This window comes from Paenibacillus sp. OK060, from assembly GCF_900101205.1.
Classification (GTDB): domain Bacteria; phylum Bacillota; class Bacilli; order Paenibacillales; family Paenibacillaceae; genus Paenibacillus; species Paenibacillus marchantiae.
In genome coordinates, this window is the sequence record NZ_FNFR01000001.1 from 1366955 (window position 1) to 1383191 (window position 16237).

The 16237-nt window shown below is 48.9% G+C and carries 13 protein-coding genes; 10 read left to right on the forward strand and 3 right to left on the reverse strand.

All coding sequences use genetic code 11. The annotated features are described in order from the left end of the window. Window positions 1-65 precede the first annotated feature (65 nt). Window positions 66-884 carry an SPL family radical SAM protein gene (locus BLS14_RS05930; protein ID WP_090950036.1) on the reverse strand — a complete coding sequence of 273 codons (819 nt, stop codon included), beginning with the start codon at window positions 882-884 and terminating at the stop codon, window positions 66-68. Beyond that, on the reverse strand, window positions 881-1477 hold the full coding sequence (locus BLS14_RS05935) for a bifunctional transcriptional activator/DNA repair enzyme AdaA (RefSeq protein WP_306291816.1): 597 nt from the start codon (window positions 1475-1477) through the stop codon (window positions 881-883). The genes BLS14_RS05930 and BLS14_RS05935 overlap by 4 nt, the downstream gene beginning before the upstream one ends. A gap of 174 nt (window positions 1478-1651) precedes the next feature. Here BLS14_RS05935 and BLS14_RS05940 point away from each other — a divergent pair, with 174 nt between their 5' ends. The 3 genes from BLS14_RS05940 to BLS14_RS05950 all read left to right on the forward strand — a co-directional run bounded on the left by BLS14_RS05940 (window position 1652) and on the right by BLS14_RS05950 (window position 4362). Then, complete coding sequence (locus BLS14_RS05940; protein WP_090950038.1) at window positions 1652-2632, forward strand: Gfo/Idh/MocA family protein; 981 nt, start codon at window positions 1652-1654, stop codon at window positions 2630-2632. Between the two features lie 24 nt (window positions 2633-2656). Further along, a complete protein-coding gene (locus tag BLS14_RS05945) occupies window positions 2657-3373 on the forward strand; it encodes a class I SAM-dependent methyltransferase (protein WP_090950040.1) in 717 nt (238 codons plus the stop codon). Between the two features lie 95 nt (window positions 3374-3468). Beyond that, window positions 3469-4362 carry an NAD-dependent epimerase/dehydratase family protein gene (locus tag BLS14_RS05950; RefSeq protein WP_064638142.1) on the forward strand — a complete coding sequence of 298 codons (894 nt, stop codon included), beginning with the start codon at window positions 3469-3471 and terminating at the stop codon, window positions 4360-4362. Window positions 4363-4499: 137 nt separating this feature from the next. Here the strand turns inward: BLS14_RS05950 and BLS14_RS05955 are convergent, their stop codons facing one another. Continuing rightward, window positions 4500-5510, reverse strand: coding sequence for a LacI family DNA-binding transcriptional regulator (locus BLS14_RS05955; protein ID WP_090950043.1), 1011 nt, complete (start codon window positions 5508-5510; stop codon window positions 4500-4502). A 409-nt stretch (window positions 5511-5919) separates the two neighbouring features. Here BLS14_RS05955 and BLS14_RS05960 point away from each other — a divergent pair, with 409 nt between their 5' ends. The 7 genes from BLS14_RS05960 (at window position 5920) to BLS14_RS05990 (ending at window position 16230) form a co-directional block, all read left to right on the forward strand. Continuing rightward, window positions 5920-7710, forward strand: a complete 1791-nt coding sequence (locus BLS14_RS05960; protein ID WP_090950046.1) for an L-fucose isomerase — start codon at window positions 5920-5922, stop codon at window positions 7708-7710. Next, entirely contained in the window at window positions 7680-9254 is a 1575-nt protein-coding gene (locus BLS14_RS05965) for a rhamnulokinase (RefSeq protein ID WP_256336169.1), read from the forward strand. Before BLS14_RS05960 ends, BLS14_RS05965 begins: the two co-directional genes overlap by 31 nt. Window positions 9255-9307: 53 nt before the next feature. Further along, on the forward strand, window positions 9308-9970 hold the full coding sequence (locus BLS14_RS05970; protein ID WP_090806437.1) for a class II aldolase/adducin family protein: 663 nt from the start codon (window positions 9308-9310) through the stop codon (window positions 9968-9970). Between the two features lie 263 nt (window positions 9971-10233). After that, a complete protein-coding gene (locus BLS14_RS05975) occupies window positions 10234-10986 on the forward strand; it encodes a FadR/GntR family transcriptional regulator (RefSeq protein ID WP_090950051.1) in 753 nt (250 codons plus the stop codon). 16 nt (window positions 10987-11002) lie between these two features. Then, a complete protein-coding gene (locus BLS14_RS05980) occupies window positions 11003-13048 on the forward strand; it encodes a hydantoinase/oxoprolinase family protein (protein WP_090950053.1) in 2046 nt (681 codons plus the stop codon). Next, entirely contained in the window at window positions 13045-15018 is a 1974-nt protein-coding gene (locus BLS14_RS05985) for a hydantoinase B/oxoprolinase family protein (RefSeq protein ID WP_072732930.1), read from the forward strand. The genes BLS14_RS05980 and BLS14_RS05985 overlap by 4 nt, the downstream gene beginning before the upstream one ends. 75 nt (window positions 15019-15093) lie before the next feature. Then, window positions 15094-16230, forward strand: a complete 1137-nt coding sequence (locus BLS14_RS05990; RefSeq protein ID WP_090950055.1) for an ABC transporter substrate-binding protein — start codon at window positions 15094-15096, stop codon at window positions 16228-16230. The last annotated feature ends 7 nt before the right edge of the window (window positions 16231-16237 follow it).

Sequence of the window (16237 nt, forward strand, 5' to 3'; positions counted from 1 at the left end):
AGAAGTATAGCCCTGACTCCCGATACGTGGGAAGCAGGGCTATTTTCAATTTATATCAAGCATGATTAGGGTTCGAATCCTGCCTGGCTAATCCATATTTCATGTTCCTCAAAATGCGCCTTCATTCGCTCGACTACCATTTTGTATGCCTCAGGACTGAACCAATCTTCCTTGCCCACTTGTTCGTAAAGTGGCTTCATGCCAAGTCTCCGGGTTCGCTTGCCCTCACTGCCATCTCCCATAAAGTAATCATCAATGCATATACGATCAACAAGCGGCCTCAGAATGGCTGCAAAGCTTTCGCTGCTGGGCAATACTGGCGCAATAGCAGCTTGTGTGGGGATACCGGCATCTTGCAGTTGTTCCAGGGCACGCAATCTGCCCGCGATTGGCGGAGCTGAAGGACTGAACTGCTTGCGGATATCATCCAGATCCGTTTCCACGGTCATGCTAACCCGGACCCGGTCACCCAACTTTTGCAGCAGATCGATATCTCGGGTCACCAATGGGCTTCGGGTTTGAACCAATATAAAATCGGGTGGATGCTCAGCCATGACTTCTAGCAAAGACCGCGTGATTTGCTCCTTATATTCAACGGGCTGATACGGGTCTGTACTAGATGACATAAAAATAGTGACTTTACCTTTCGATCTCGCACGCTTCAGCTCCTTGGCAAACACATTGGCGGCTTCCTGTTTCACATCAACCCAGCTGCCCCATGGCTCTTTGCGAAATAAAGATACGGGCATTTGCCTGACATAACAGTAGGAACAGCCAAAAGCGCAGCCTGTGTAGGGATTCAGCGTATGCGTATAACCATTAAGGAACCCGGTTCCTTTGTTCAGCAACGTTTTGGGTACTTTGTATACTAAGCTGGTCTTCATAATTGATCACGCCTTTGTTCACGATAATTGGCAGGTGTGCATCCTGTATGTTTTCGAAATACAGTAATAAAATACGCCGGATTGGCTATGCCAACCTGTCGACCGATATCTGTGACGGTAAGCCGGGTGCTTTCAAGCAATTTCCGGGCTTCGGTGACTCGTTTTTCCTGAATATACTCCACCGGAGTTAGGCCGGTAATCCGTTTGAACACCCGATGCAGATGATACGGACTACCGTGACTCACATTTGCTAGAATATCAAGTGTAAGGGGCTCGGCATAATGATGTTCAATATAGTCTGTTACAACGGAAATCCATTCCTGATCGGGAACTCGCTCGCCCGTTGGTTTGCACCGTTTGCATGGACGGAAATGTCGCGCCAAAGCTTCTTCAGGATTGTTAAATATAGAGACATTCTCATATTTGGGTGCTTTCGACTTGCAGGAAGGTCGGCAAAAGATGCCTGTTGTTTTGACACCGTAATAGAATTTTCCATCAAAGCTGCTATCGTTGTGGATAATGGCATTCCACTGTTTGTCATCTATAGGAACTGAATCTGATTGATAGGAATTGTGACTTTCCAAAAGAATCACCTCAAGTCTCATTATACCCTTGATTTATGGAGATCGACGAAGTTTCAAACAAAAAAGCAAGATATCAATATGTTGGAAATGGACATCCCTTCAATCTGGTTGAAATATAGGCTACAATGTACAGGATGGCAAGCTGTTTAAGCGTGAAATTTATTTACGAAAGAGGTAGATTGAATGGTTCGTTTTGGAGTGGTAGGTACCAACTGGATTACAGAGAGACTTCTTGAGGCCGCTGCACAAGTCGAAGGATTCGAATTGACCGCCGTGTACTCAAGAACTGAAGATAAAGCTAATGCATTTGCAGATCAATATCACGCTGCACTTCGATTCACCAACCTGGAAGAGATGGCTGCGAGTGACGGGCTCGATGCCGTGTACATTGCTACACCGAATACCTTTCATGCGGAGCAGGCAGAGTTGTTTTTGAGAAACGGCAAACATGTACTGTGCGAGAAGCCTTTGGCCGCCAATGGAGCAGAGGTCCGTCGTATGATTGATACAGCGAAAGAACATGGAGTTCTGCTCATGGAGGCCATGAAATCGACCCTTGTTCCCTCGTTCAAATTGGTTCAATCTCACCTACATAAAATTGGCCCGGTACGTAAATATGTGGCGAGCTATTGCCAGTACTCTTCCCGGTACGACAAGTATAAGGAAGGAATCGTCCTGAATGCGTTCAAACCCGATCTTGCTAATGGAGCGTTAATGGATCTTGGTGTGTATTGTCTCTATCCATTGATTACGTTGTTTGGCGAGCCTAAACAAGTTCAGTCCCAGGCATTGATGCTGGAATCAGGGGTAGATGGACAAGGCAGTGTTATTCTGAATTATGATGAGATGGAAGCGGTAGTGACGTACTCCAAAATCTCCAATTCTCACGTTCCAAGTGAAATTATGGGCGAACGCGGCAGCATCCTCATTGACAAAATTGGTTCACCGGAACATGCGGAGATACGCTACAATGATGGTACGGTGGAAAAACTCACTGCCGAGCAAATTCATCCGTCGATGTATTATGAGGTGGAGGAGTTTGTCAATCTGATTCAGCAGGGCAAAAAGGAATCGGATATGAACACGTATGAACGTTCCTACGTTACCATGCAGGTGATGGATCAGATCCGGCAGCAGATTGGTCTTGTTTTTCCTAATGATTAATTCTGGAAAGTGAGCTGAGACGAGATGAGCAGAGATGAGCAGAAGAGCAGAGTAGCCGGCCTGGAGCTGGCACAGATTATTTTTATCGGGCGAACCTTCGAGGAATATATGAAGATGTTCAACCTGACCGTGGAAGAAATTAAAGGTAAGTCCATTCTCGATTGTCCGGGTGGGGCTTGTTCATTCAGTAGCCATGCGCGAGAGTGGGGTGCAGATCCCATGGCAGCGGATATCGCCTATGAACATGAGATCAGCCAACTGGAAGTGAAGGGACTTCAGGATATTGAACATACGATGAAACAAATGGAACACGTACAAGACAAATATAGATGGGATGATTTCGGTTCTATTCAAGGCTTGAAAGAAGAACGTAGACGTGCAATCACATACTGTGTAGCGGATATGAAACGTTTCCCTGACCGTTATGTGGCTTCTGTACTGCCGGAGTTACCTTTTGCCGATGAACAATTCGACCTAACATTGTCAGCACATTTCCTGTTTACGTATGCAGATCGCCTGAATGCCGAATTCCATCTACAGACGATCCTTGAGCTGTTGCGAGTAACCAAGCGGGAGCTGCGTATCTTCCCTACAGTAGACTTGTCTGGCAAACGTTATGAGCACATGGATGAACTAAAGGCTATACTGGAAGAACGCGGATATATTACTTCTGAAGAGAAAACTTCATACGAATTCCAGCGGGGAGCACATACGATGCTCCATATTGTGAAATCCCGGTAAACATACCTGAATTGCAACAGCACAGACAGCACTTCATTCATATGGAGGTTTTAATAAGATACGCATGACCAGAAGAGGTTAGGAGGTTTTATCGGATGAAAAAAGTACTTATACTTGGTGGGACACGGTTCTTCGGCAAACGTCTGGTTGATCATTTGCTGTGGGAAGGAAAGTCTCAGATCACAGTCGCAACTCGCGGCAAAACGGATGTAGACTTTGGGCCTGAGGTCAACCGGATTAAAATGGATCGTGAAGACCCGAAATCTCTTGCCGAGGTTGCCCAGACCGACATGTGGGATATTGTCTATGACAACATCTGCTACTCGCCAGATGCCGCGAAGTCGGCTTGTGAAGCTTTTGCGGGACGTACCCAAAGATACATTTTGACATCAACGCTCTCGGTATATGGAGAGCCCAAACCTGGATTTACCGAAGCCGATTTCGATCCATACACCTACCCGGTGCAATACGGAAGCCACGAAGATTTCTCCTATGGCGAGGGTAAACGTCTAGCGGAAGCTGTATTTTTCCAGGAAGCGGATTTCCCGGTTGCAGCGATGCGCATACCAATTGTACTCGGGATTGATGATTACACGCGAAGACTTCATTTTCATATTGAACATGTGCAAAAAGGAAAACCTATCGGCATGCCCAATCCGAACGCCGAGATTGGATTTATCAATTCCACCGAAGCCGCGAGATTTCTCGCTTGGCTTGGACATTCATCCATTACTGGACCTGTGAATGCAGCGTCCAAAGGGGCGATAACACTTTCCGCCATGATGCATTTGATCGAAACGGTAACAGGCATGCAATCTCAGGTACTGACCGAAACGATCAAAGAGGACATGTCACCCTTTGGAATTTCGGAATCCTGGACAATGGATACATCCAAAGCAGAGCAGGCGGGATATACGTTCGAAGCATTAATGGATTGGTTCCCGGGTCTGGTTCGGGAAGTCGCTCTGGCCCTTCAATCTGAGGGATAGATTCCATATATAAGAGGTACATTTCATAAAAAAACAGGACGCAGTCAGAGAGATATTCTCCGATGCGTCCTGTTTGTATTTGCTTCAACAAAACAGTTTCTCTCAAGTCAGGGTTGGTCTACGATTGAATTTCCTCTTTATTCGCAAGGTACAGAGGCCGAAGCGCGAATACGCAGCTCCGATGGCATAATGACGGTCTGTGGTTCCTCAGGAGCCTTGCCTTCAATTCGGTCAATCAGCATTTGCATGCCGATGGCACCAAAATCATAGGCAGGCTGTGCAGCAACCGTGAGAAAGGGATCAAAGGCAGAAGCCAAATCCAGGTCATCAAAACAGACGACCGAGATGTCTTCAGGCACACGCAGCCCCCGTTTACGTAAAAGTCGAATGACGCCTATGGCGAGCATGTTGTTTGCTGCAAATATGGCTGTAGGTTTTTGCTGATGTGCAAGCAAACTGTCGATACCCACTTCATCGCTGAAATCCCGGTAGCCTGTTCGAAGGATTAATCCTTCATCAAAGGGCAGCTGGGCTTCCAAGAGTCCCTCCATGTATCCTTCTTCTCGCAGCCGCGCAGTCGAAACCTCGGAAGAACCATTAACCAGAGCAATGCAGCGGTGTCCCAGATTCGTCAGATATCGAATCAATTGAAGCGCACCGTCTCGGCTGTCCCCAGCGATAACGTCAGATGTGATTCCCGGAACAGTTCGGTCCAAAATAACAAATGGAATGCTGCGTTCCTGCAGCTGCTTCAAGTGACTCAGCGATCGGTCCCCTGCAGGTGCAAACAGCACACCATCGACGCGAGTCGACAGAATGGTTTCCACATAATTTTTCTCCTTGTCGTAATCCTCGTCGCTATTGCTGAACAAGAGGCGATAACCACGCAGATTTGCAGCGTCCTCAGCCCCCCGGGCCAGCGTTGTATAGAAGGGGTTCGTAATATCCGTAATCAGCAGTGACAGCATATGAGTCCGTTGCAGCACAAGACTGCGCGCATTCGAGTTGGGTATGTAACCAAGTTCTTCGATGACCTGTTGTACACGCTCGCGTGTCGCCGGGCTAATACGACCTGTTTGATTAATGACTTTGGAGACGGTCATGGCGGAGACGTTGGCTTTTTTGGCAATATCATAAATGGTAATCAATAGGATCTAACCTTTCCGCAACATAGTCTTTCCATTCTATAGGATAATGCCGATTGACAGCAAGATAGGCTCATGCTATCTTAGGGTTACCGATAACCCTAAGCATAAAAAAAGTTGATTTATTTCAGTCTCACCGCTCTTCATTTTGCTCACATCGCTTCCTTCACACTCCATAATAGGACAGCATAACGGAGTCAATAATATAGAGCGGTTTATTAAACTAATTATTTGTAAACGCATTCATAATGAGAAAAAGAACTGACCGTTGGCATGCAATGCTATTGTGTTACCTCGGGTATCGGTGAAGAGAAGGAACAGAATCCATAATTTGCCCCAACAAAATACACACGGACAAGTCACAAGTAATTCGTACCTATTCTATGAAACCATTGAAGGAGGACGTTTTAGTATGACACATCAGGATTATCGTTATAAACAGGCATTTCCCAAGATTGGTATTCGTCCCACGATTGACGGAAGACGCAAGGGTGTTCGTGAATCATTGGAAGAGCAGACGATGCGCATGGCGACGTCCGTTGCCGAGCTGCTCGCAACAGAACTTCGGTATCCCGATGGTTCGCCGGTAGAATGCGTCGTTGCCGAGTCCTGTATTGGCGGTGTGAACGAGGCAGCGGCAGCAGCGGAACTATTCAGTCGCTCCAACGTGGGCGTGACCATTACCGTTACACCATGCTGGTGTTATGGAACAGAAACGATGGATATGTCTCCTTCTATTCCTAAAGCTATCTGGGGCTTTAATGGAACCGAACGTCCGGGTGCAGTATATCTGGCAGCAGTGCTCTCTGCCCATGCACAGAAGGGGATTCCGGCTTTTGGTATCTATGGCGAGGATGTGCAGGATGGAGGAGATACGACGATTCCTGATGACGTTCGTGAGAAATTGCTTCGCTTCAGCCGTGCGGGTCTTGCCGCTGCAACCTTGAAGGGACGTGCTTATCTGTCTATCGGCTCGGTATCCATGGGTATTGCCGGCTCCATCGTGAACGATTCTTTTTTCCAGGAGTATCTGGGCATGCGGAACGAATATGTGGATATGAGTGAACTGACTCGTCGTATAGAAGAAGAAATCTACGATCCTGAGGAGTATAAGCTGGCGCTAGCATGGGTGAAGGAGAACTGTAGTGAAGGACCGGACAACAATCCTGCCCATCTGCAGACAGACCGCAAACGCAAAGAGTATGAATGGGAAACGGTTGTGAAAATGACGCAGATCGTACGTGACCTGATGGCTGGCAATCCGAAGCTTGCGGAGCTGGGATTCACTGAAGAATCTATGGGCCACCACGCGATTGTCTCCGGATTTCAGGGACAACGACAGTGGACGGATCATTCACCCAACGGAGATTTTCTGGAATCCATCCTGAATTCTTCCTTTGACTGGAATGGCAAACGCTCGCCTTATCTGGTGGCAACAGAGAACGACAGCCTGAATGGTGTGTCGATGTTATTTGGTTCCCTGCTTACACATACCGCGCAGATCTTCGCAGATGTACGCACCTATTGGAGCCCGGATTCGGTAAAACGCGTGACAGGGCACCAGCTGGAAGGAAACGCAAAGGACGGTATTTTGCATCTGATCAACTCCGGTTCTGCGGCATTGGATGGTACAGGGCAACAATCAAGAGCGGGTGAGCCTGTGCTCAAGCCTTTCTGGGAAATTACAGACGAAGAGGTTCAGGACTGCCTGAAAGCCACCTCATGGCGGCCGGCATCCGTGGAATATTTCCGGGGCGGCGGCTATTCGGCTGATTTCCTGACCAAGGGCGGCATGCCTGTTACGATGACGCGTCTCAATTTGGTTAAAGGACTAGGGCCAGTACTGCAAGTGGCTCAAGGTTACACCGTCGACCTGCCTGAGGATGTGCACGATACGCTGGATCAGCGGACAGATCCGACTTGGCCTTCCACCTGGTTTGCACCTGTTCTGACGGGCTCAGGGGCTTTTACTTCGGTCTATGAAGTAATGAATCAATGGGGCGCGAACCATGGCTCCATCTCTTATGGACATATCGGAGGGGATTTGCTAACACTGGCCTCCATGCTTCGTATCCCAGTGAGTATGCATAATGTACCGGAATCCGAGATTTTCCGTCCACGTGCCTGGGGACTGTTCGGCACAAGTGAACCGGAAAGTGCCGATTACCGGGCATGCAGCGTCTTTGGACCGTTGTATCGTTAACATCCAAACGGCTTGTCGCGGAAGCGAAGGAGGCATTAGAGATGGGAACTCAGGCAACACATGTGCTTGCTGCCGATTACGGCGCCGGAAGCGGCCGGGTGGTCCGTGGGTCCTTTGATGGGAGTAAGCTCTCGTTAGAGGAAGTGCATCGATTCAGTAACGATCCTGTACACCTGGGAGATGGATTGTACTGGGATTTCCTGCGACTTTTCCACGAACTGAAACAAGGGATTGTAAAGGGCATACAAGGCATCTCCCAACCGGTCCGTTCCATCGCTGTGGATACGTGGGGAGTCGACTATGGATTAGTGGACGGGGAGGGAAGATTATGCTTCAACCCCCGCCATTACCGGGAATCGCGTAATGCAAAGTGGATGGAAGAAGCCCTGCGCATGGTGAATGAAGAAGAGCTTTATTCCATGTCCGGTGTCCTGCCACAACAGATAAATACCGTATTTCAACTGCTTGGAAGTGTGCGCGAGCACTCGGAAGGTCTGCTGCCAGATGTGCGCATGTTATTAATGCCGGATTTATTTAACTATTATCTATCTGGTCAGCAGGCCTGCGAGTACACAATTGCCAGTACAAGCGGACTATTGCATGCCGGAGATGCTCGATGGAATGAACAATTGATTGGCCGACTGGGTATCCCTGAGACGTTATTCCCACCACTCGTACAGCCAGGCACGGTGCTGGGGCAGTTAACGGATGACTTGTGTGCAGAGTTGAAGATTGAACCGATGCAAGTGATATCTGTAGGTTCACATGATACAGCATCTGCATTAGCAGCCATTCCTGCGACAGATTCGGAATTTGCCTTTATTAGCTGTGGCACCTGGTCTCTCATGGGCGTGGAACGTGACATTCCTGTATTGGATAATCGTAGTCGTCAACTAGGGTTCACCAATGAGGGCACGGTAAATGGCAAAGTGCGAACCTTGAAGAATCGCTCAGGCCTGTGGTTATTGCAGGAGTGCAAACGGCAGTGGGAACGGGAGAATCAACGTTTTACCCATGAGGAACTGGTCCAGCTCGCTGCTTCGGCAACCGCTCACCAATGTTATGTATCGCCCGGAGACGGGGTGTATTTGGCACCAGGCGATATGCCAGAGCGAATCCGGCAACAGTGCAGTGTTAGCGAGCAAGCAATACCTGAAACGACCGGAGCCATTGTACGTTGTATTCTCGAAAGTTTGGCACTGGAGTTCAGACAGACTCTGGATGAACTGGAGCTAATTACAGGCACTCGGCCACGGGTGATTCATATGGTCGGTGGCGGTGTGCATAATCGCTTATTGTGTCAATTTACGGCGAATGCAGCAGGGATTCCGGTGATAGCGGGTCCTGCCGAGGCAACTTCAGCCGGAAATTGCATGCTGCAATTTCTGGCACATGGCGAAGTGAGCAGCTTGTCCGAGGTGCGAGAAGTTATGGCTTCTTCCTTTTCTCCCGAAACCTATGAGCCAGAAGACACCGCAAGATGGCAGGAAGCCTACGTAAGATACCAAAACCTGAATCAAACATTGGCGAGCAAATCCAATTAGATGAGCATTTTGTAAAATGCTTAAAAAGAAAAATCAAAGGAGTGGAGCAGAACATGTCTGAACAACAGGTAAGGGAAGAATTGACCAAATATGCCCGCAGAGCGGTTGCTCAGGGACTGGTGGTAGGACCTGGGGGAAATCTGAGCGCCCGTTTCGAAGGAACGATGCTTCTTTCGCCGAGTGGTTACGCACTAGAGGATCTGGAACCTGACGAATGGATCGCGATTGATATTGCGACAGGAGAGACACGTGCGGGATCAACACGCCCTTCCTCCGAGGTGTTGATGCATCTGTATAGCTATCGGGTCAACCCTGACATTCAAGCCATTGTGCATACACATCCGGCATACACCATCGCCCTGAGTCTCGTTTTCGATGAATTGCCTCATTTGTTCCCTGATCAGTCGGCACTGGTAGGCGATATTGGCTTTGTCCCTTATGTTCTGCCCACAACCAAACTTCTTGCTGATGCGGTGGCTGCCAAGGTTGAAGAGCACACAGCGCTTATTCTGGTTAACCACGGATTGGTCACGACAGGTAAAAACCTGCGCGAAGCCTACTACCGCACCCAGGTGGTGGAGGAAAGCGCCAAGGTGTACATGATCGCCAAGGCAGCAGGGGAGCCTAAAGTGCTTACTGCGGAAGAATACAAGGAGATCCAATCTCTTGAAAGTGAAACCTACCGCGTACAGCTGCTGCAACAACTCAAGTCGTAAATGAATATTTATAATTAAACGAAATTTAAAGGTTATCTCAACAAAGAGCAGATTACGTCCTCCAGAAAAAAATCTGGAATACAGGATGTGAATTGCTCTTTTTTTATTTTGGATCAAACGGGGAGTACATGGTGGAAAAAATAATACATAGTAATTGGGTAAGAATTATTGAAATTATTGTCGATTGAAGGTATACTGTCGTTAATCATCAGTGAGTAACAACAAAAAGAACTACAATTATTTAAATATGAGGAGTGAATTTAGTGGGTCCTGAGCTAAACGAATTGGAGTTGGAATACGAACTGCTGAAGCAGCTTCGGGACGCGAGCGCTCCCATCGGGGCCAGCACGTTGGTTCATACCCTGGGCAAAACGTACGGTCTAAGTCAGGCTACAATCGGAAGAAGACTTATGGAGATGGACGTTGAAGGTTTCACGATACTGGAGGGCCGGAGGGGAAGGGTTCTGACCGAACAGGGGCTGGAACGAATCAAGATTCTGGAGAAGGATTTACAGCAAAAAAGTGTAAATTCCCAGCTCATTCAGATGCTGAACCATTCCGGTGAAAAGGCTCTGCTTGATGTCCTTGTAGCCAGAAGGGCTCTGGAACGGGAAATTGCTTCCCTGGCAGCACAACGAGCCTCCAAAGAATACATAGTGCTACTGGAAGCCTCTATTGCTACACAGCATCAATTGCTTTCCCAGAATATTATTCCTTACGAGGAGGACCGGGAATTTCACAGGCTGCTGGCTTATGCGGCTCAAAACCAGATTCTGCTGCATGCGGTTGAACTCGTCTGGGAGACAAGCCGTGATTTCCTGGAAACAGCTTATATTAGGCAAAGAGTAGGTAGTGAACTGGTCGTGGACCACCAGCGGATTCTTGAGGCAGTAGCAGCAGGCTCCCCGGAACAGGCTGAAGCTGCAATGGTGAATCATATTAACCAGATGATTGAGGATGTCAAACGATATTTTGCCATGCAGAACCTTAATATAACTTCGGATGAGACCCGGTGATAAAGGAGTTGAACTTGTGAAAACAATTTATCGATTAGGTATAGATATCGGAGGCACATTCACGGATGCCCTGGTTATGGACAATCATGGCAGGGTGATTGCGGCACTGAAAACGCCATCGATTGCAGCAGCTCCGGAACAGGCGATTTTTAATGCACTTGATCAGCTCAAGGAAAGCGGAGTCGATCTTCATGAGATCGATCTGTTTGTGCACGGAACAACACTTGGGGTTAACACCCTAATTGAGCGTAACGGCGCAGTTACAGGTCTGTTGGTCACCAAAGGGTTCCGGGATATTCTCGAGATTCGGAGGCTACGACTCGAGGATACAACCAATCTGTATGGTGACAAGACCGATGCGCTTGTTCCGAGACATCTCGTTAAGGAAGTGGATGAGCGAGCACTTGCGAGCGGTAGCATACTTCAACCACTGGATCAGAAGCAACTGCTTCAAGCGGTAGACGAGCTGGTGGAAGAGGGGGTTACTGCCTTGGCGATCAGTTTTTTGCACGCTTATGTCAATCCTGCTCATGAGCAGCTTGCGGAAGAGTTAATCAGGGAACGTCATCCGCACCTGTTTCTCTGCAGAAGCAGTGCCATTTGGCCGCAGCAGCGTGAATTCGAACGTACACTCGCCACAGCCATGAATGCATATGTTGGGGAACGCATGGGATCATACTTTCTTCGTCTGCAAGAAGGAATTGGCGCTTACGGTCTGAAAGCCAATCTGCTGTCCACAATGTCCAATGGTGGAATCATGACGGCGGCCAGAGCGGCCAAAGAGCCTGTACGTACTCTTCTGTCCGGTCCTGCTTCCGGCGTAATCGCAGCAACCCATATTGCCGAGCAGGCCGGTATTCATCAAGTGATCACGTTTGACATGGGCGGGACAAGCGTTGATGTTGCCCTCATCGATAAAGAGCCTGCCTATTCTACCGAGAATAAGATTGGGGATTTTCCAGTCATCATTCCCGCTGTGGATGTAACCGCGATTGGAGCGGGTGGGGGCTCAATTGCCTGGCTCGATTCCGTAGGGGTACTCAAGGTGGGACCACGAAGCGCAGGAGCCAATCCAGGTCCAGTCTCCTATCATCGTGGGGGAGAAGAGCCAACAACAACGGATGCTTATCTGCAACTGGGCATTTTGCAGGCTGATCGATTCCTTGGCGGACAGATGAATCTTTACCCCGAGCTTGCAGAACGTGCTCTGGGCAATCTTGGCGAACGGCTTGGACTAAGTCCCACGCAAACTGCACAGGCCATTCTTGATGTGGCCACCGCCAATATGTATGCCCAGTTCTCTCCGCTCATGGCACGCAAGGGGGTTGATCCCCGGGACTTTACGCTGCTCGCCTATGGTGGAGCTGGGCCGATGCATGCTTTTCTCATGGCGCGTGAAGTGGGCATCCGCCGAGTGCTGATCCCGCCATCTCCAGGAACACTTTGTGCCATGGGCTGCACGGTTGCCAACCTTCGCAATGATTTCGTTCATACCTTGCACAAAAGCAGTCAGACGCTTGAGCCTGGTGAGTTATCGACTCTTTACACCAGACTGGAGAATCAAGGTCGTAGTTGGGTTGAAGAGGAAGCCCGCGGCGGAGTGAAACTGGAACATATCTATTGCTTATATAGCGCCGACATGCGTTACGAAGGTCAAGCCTTTGATTTGGAGGTTACGCTCACATCCGAAGAAATCGCCGATCCTGAGAAAGCAAGGATCAAATTCCATATGTACTACCAAAATGTGTTTGGCATCAGCCAGCCGGAAGCTGAAGTGATGTTCGTTAGTCTGAGAGCGACCATTGTTGGCATCCTGCCCACCCAAAGCACGGCGTCTCCGGTAGAGTTGCCATTCGATGAAAGTGAAGCAGAAGAACGAATCATCACTTTTGACCACGAGCAGCGAACAGCAAAAGTTCTTACGAGGGGACAGATCCCACTGGATATGCCCATTCTTGGGCCCATTATTGTGGAGGAATATGATACAACCATTTTCATCCCGCCTGGATTTACGGTATACCGGGATGGTAACGGTAATGTGATTGGGGAGGTGGAGCAATGATTGGCGACAAGGTTTTTCTTGAAATTTTCAACAACCGGATTCAGGCTGCGGTGGAGGAAATGGCCAATGTCGTGCTGCGCACGGGATTCACCGCTTTTGTTAAAGAAACGGGCGATTTTGGAACCTACCTCTTGTCACCATCCGGGGAAACGTTTGGGTCGCCATTGGAGACGGGTTACAATCTGTCCCTTGGCATCCCTGCTGCGGCGACCATAAACAGCATTACAGACTGGAAGGAAGGCGATCTGGTCATCTGCAATGATCCTTATTCCACCAAAGGCATGGTGACACATCTACCGGATGTTCATCTGATCAAGCCCTATTTTCACAAAGGGGAAATCATCGCATACGGCATGTGCTTCGTTCATTCTTCCGATGTAGGTGGTAAGGTACCGGGGAGCGTATCTCCAAGCGCCTACGATATTCATATGGAAGGCATTCGAATTGCGCCAGTCAAGCTGTATGAAGCAGGCGTTCTTAATGAGCAGATACTGCGCATGTTTCTGGACAATAGCCGCATTCCGGAGCAAAACCTCGGTGATCTCAAGGCACTGATGGCAGCCTTGAATCGGGGGGAGCAGCGACTAGAGGAGCTTATCGGCCGCTACGGTGTAGAGAGGATTCAACAGGGTATTAAGCAATTGCTGGAATACGCTGAGTTGAAGGCCCGCGCCATCGTACAGGAGATCCCGGATGGTTCGTATGAGTTCTGGGACTATCTGGAGAAAGGTCCTGGCGGTTATCCCATCCGATTGCGCTGCAAAATGACAATCGCGGGCAGTGATATTCATCTGGACTTTAGCGGCACCGACCCTCAGGTCAGAGCTTCGTTCAATATTCCTACCCACAATCAACAGGGGCATTACATGTTGGTTCCCGCACTCATTCGTTATTTCCGTACGCTCGATCCAACAATTCCATGGAATTCGGGCATGATTCGCATGGTTCGAAATTATGCACCACCGGCTTCAGTTCTCAACCCGGAGCCGATGGCAGCGGTTGGCGCACGAGCAGCTACCTTTATTCGGCTAATGGATGTCATCACAGGTGCTCTTGGAAAAGCTCAGGCAAGTAAGGTTCCCGCCGCAGGAGCCGGACAGGCATGCATCGTTATGATGGCGATGACAGATGCGTCAGATGGCAAAAAAAAGGTTGGCGTGATCCAGCCGATATGTGGCGGTTCAGGAGCAAGACCGATGAAGGACGGAATTGATGGCATGGATTTTGCCGTGGGTCATCTTCGAAACATTCCTGCGGAAACAGTAGAATCCGAAATGCCTGTGCTCATAGAGCATTATGGCCTTCGTGCTGATTCTGCTGGTGCTGGAACCTTCCGTGGTGGAAGCGGAATCGACCTGTGTGTCAAAATTCTTACACCAGATACCGTAATGACCGCCAGAAATATGGAGCGTATGGAGTTTCATCCGTGGGGCAGGCTTGGCGGAGGTGTTGGTACCCATGGGGAAGCGATTCTCAATGCTGGACGTGCAAGTGAACACCATCTGGGAAGAATTGATGAGTTGCTGCTCCAACCCGGAGAGACGGTGACGTTCCTGTCACAGGGCGGAGGTGGATATGGCGATCCATTTGATCGGGATCCAATGCTGGTTCTGGAGGATGTTAGAAGAGGACTGGTATCGACGGAAAAAGCTCTTGAACTGTATGGTGTCGTCATAGAAGGCCGGAACCTGAACGTGAGTGAGACCAGACAGTTGCGGGCCAAGCGGGAACGGCAGCAGGAAGAATTCGATTATGGCTGGACAAGGAAACAGTTCGAGGCCATATGGACTGACGAGATGCAAGTATCGCTGAATCAGGCGCTGCTGAATGTTCCGCTGGCACTCAGAGACTACCTGAAGCGTCAGACCATGGGAGCCGTGGAGGAGAAGCAAACTGCGACCGTATCCGTATCTCCACATGAGATATCAGGCATTATGGAAGGATTGCGTCAGAAAATAGGATTGCATTGATAAGGTACATGAAGGAAAAACGAATTAATTTTTGTCAAATTCATAAAACCAACTAAATCGATGGGGGAAATTCTCATGTTTAAATCAAACAAGAAACGCTTTCTCAGTCTCGCCTCACTGACACTGGCCGGTACACTGGTTCTCTCTGCATGCGGTGGAGCAAGTAGCTCCAGCAATACAGCAGGAGGATCCGATTCTTCTGGAGGAAGCGGAGACAAGGTTAAACTGACCATGTTTATCTGGGCTGGTTCCAATCAGGATGTCGTTCCAAAAGAAGTGGTTGCAAATTACGTCAAAGAGCATCCAAATGTTGAAGTTACTTTTGAAGAATCATCCAATGCAGTCATGTATCCGAAAATGGTCGCTGGCAAGCAGGCTGATCCCAACAATCCAGTTGTCAACTTTGGTTACTTCAACGCAGATGCGACGGCAAAAGGCTTGAACGATGATATGTGGGAGCCACTGGATACAAGCATCGTGACCAATATCAAGGATATCCCGGAGCAATTCCACAATCCTGACAACAAGGGTGTCGTGTGGGGAGTTTCGAGCTTCGCGCTTGTCTATAACAAAGACCTTGTAAAAACACCGCCAACAAGCTGGAATGATCTGTGGGATAACGAGGAATTCAAAGGGAAAACGGCACTTTGGGACTACATGTTCTATTCCTATATCTCTCCACTTCTTGCAGTCAAAGGACAGGAGCTTGGCGCATCGTATGAGAATCCGGAGCCAGCATTCCAGTTCTGGGCAGATCACAGTGACCAGATCGGCACATTGGTTACATCCAATGACCAGTTGAAGGCTCTTCTGGAGTCGGGAGATGCTCTGATTGCTCCTTTCAGTGCACAGGTTGCACAGACATGGATTGACGGCGGTTCTCCACTCGCTGTAGCGTATCCGAGCGAAGGAGCCATTTCCTTCCCGTACACACTTCAGGTTGTGAAGGGGTCAACACCTGAGCAGACACGTGTAGCCAACGAAATTATCAACGAGCTGCTGAGCGCAGATGCGCTGTCACAATATGCAGAAGCAACAGGTACACCGGTAACCAGCACGACTGCTGCCGTTCCGGACAAATACAAGGACGATCCTTCCTTCTCCGTGGAAACACAGAGCAACGGGATTAGTCCTGACTGGGATGTTCTTGCTCAAAACAGCTCTTCCTGGAAGGATCTATGGGACCGACTCGTCAAAACCAAACTTCAATAAATGATGG

Bases quoted from the DNA above. Each gene is read 5' to 3' on its own strand.
- BLS14_RS05930 (WP_090950036.1), bottom strand. From the start codon at position 884: ATGAAGACCAGCTTAGTATACAAAGTACCCAAAACGTTGCTGAACAAA.
- BLS14_RS05940 (WP_090950038.1), top strand. From the start codon at position 1,652: ATGGTTCGTTTTGGAGTGGTAGGTACCAACTGGATTACAGAGAGACTT.
- BLS14_RS05945 (WP_090950040.1), top strand. From the start codon at position 2,657: ATGAGCAGAGATGAGCAGAAGAGCAGAGTAGCCGGCCTGGAGCTGGCA.
- BLS14_RS05950 (WP_064638142.1), top strand. From the start codon at position 3,469: ATGAAAAAAGTACTTATACTTGGTGGGACACGGTTCTTCGGCAAACGT.
- BLS14_RS05960 (WP_090950046.1), top strand. From the start codon at position 5,920: ATGACACATCAGGATTATCGTTATAAACAGGCATTTCCCAAGATTGGT.
- BLS14_RS05965 (WP_256336169.1), top strand. From the start codon at position 7,680: ATGCAGCGTCTTTGGACCGTTGTATCGTTAACATCCAAACGGCTTGTC.
- BLS14_RS05970 (WP_090806437.1), top strand. From the start codon at position 9,308: ATGTCTGAACAACAGGTAAGGGAAGAATTGACCAAATATGCCCGCAGA.
- BLS14_RS05985 (WP_072732930.1), top strand. From the start codon at position 13,045: ATGATTGGCGACAAGGTTTTTCTTGAAATTTTCAACAACCGGATTCAG.
- BLS14_RS05990 (WP_090950055.1), top strand. From the start codon at position 15,094: ATGTTTAAATCAAACAAGAAACGCTTTCTCAGTCTCGCCTCACTGACA.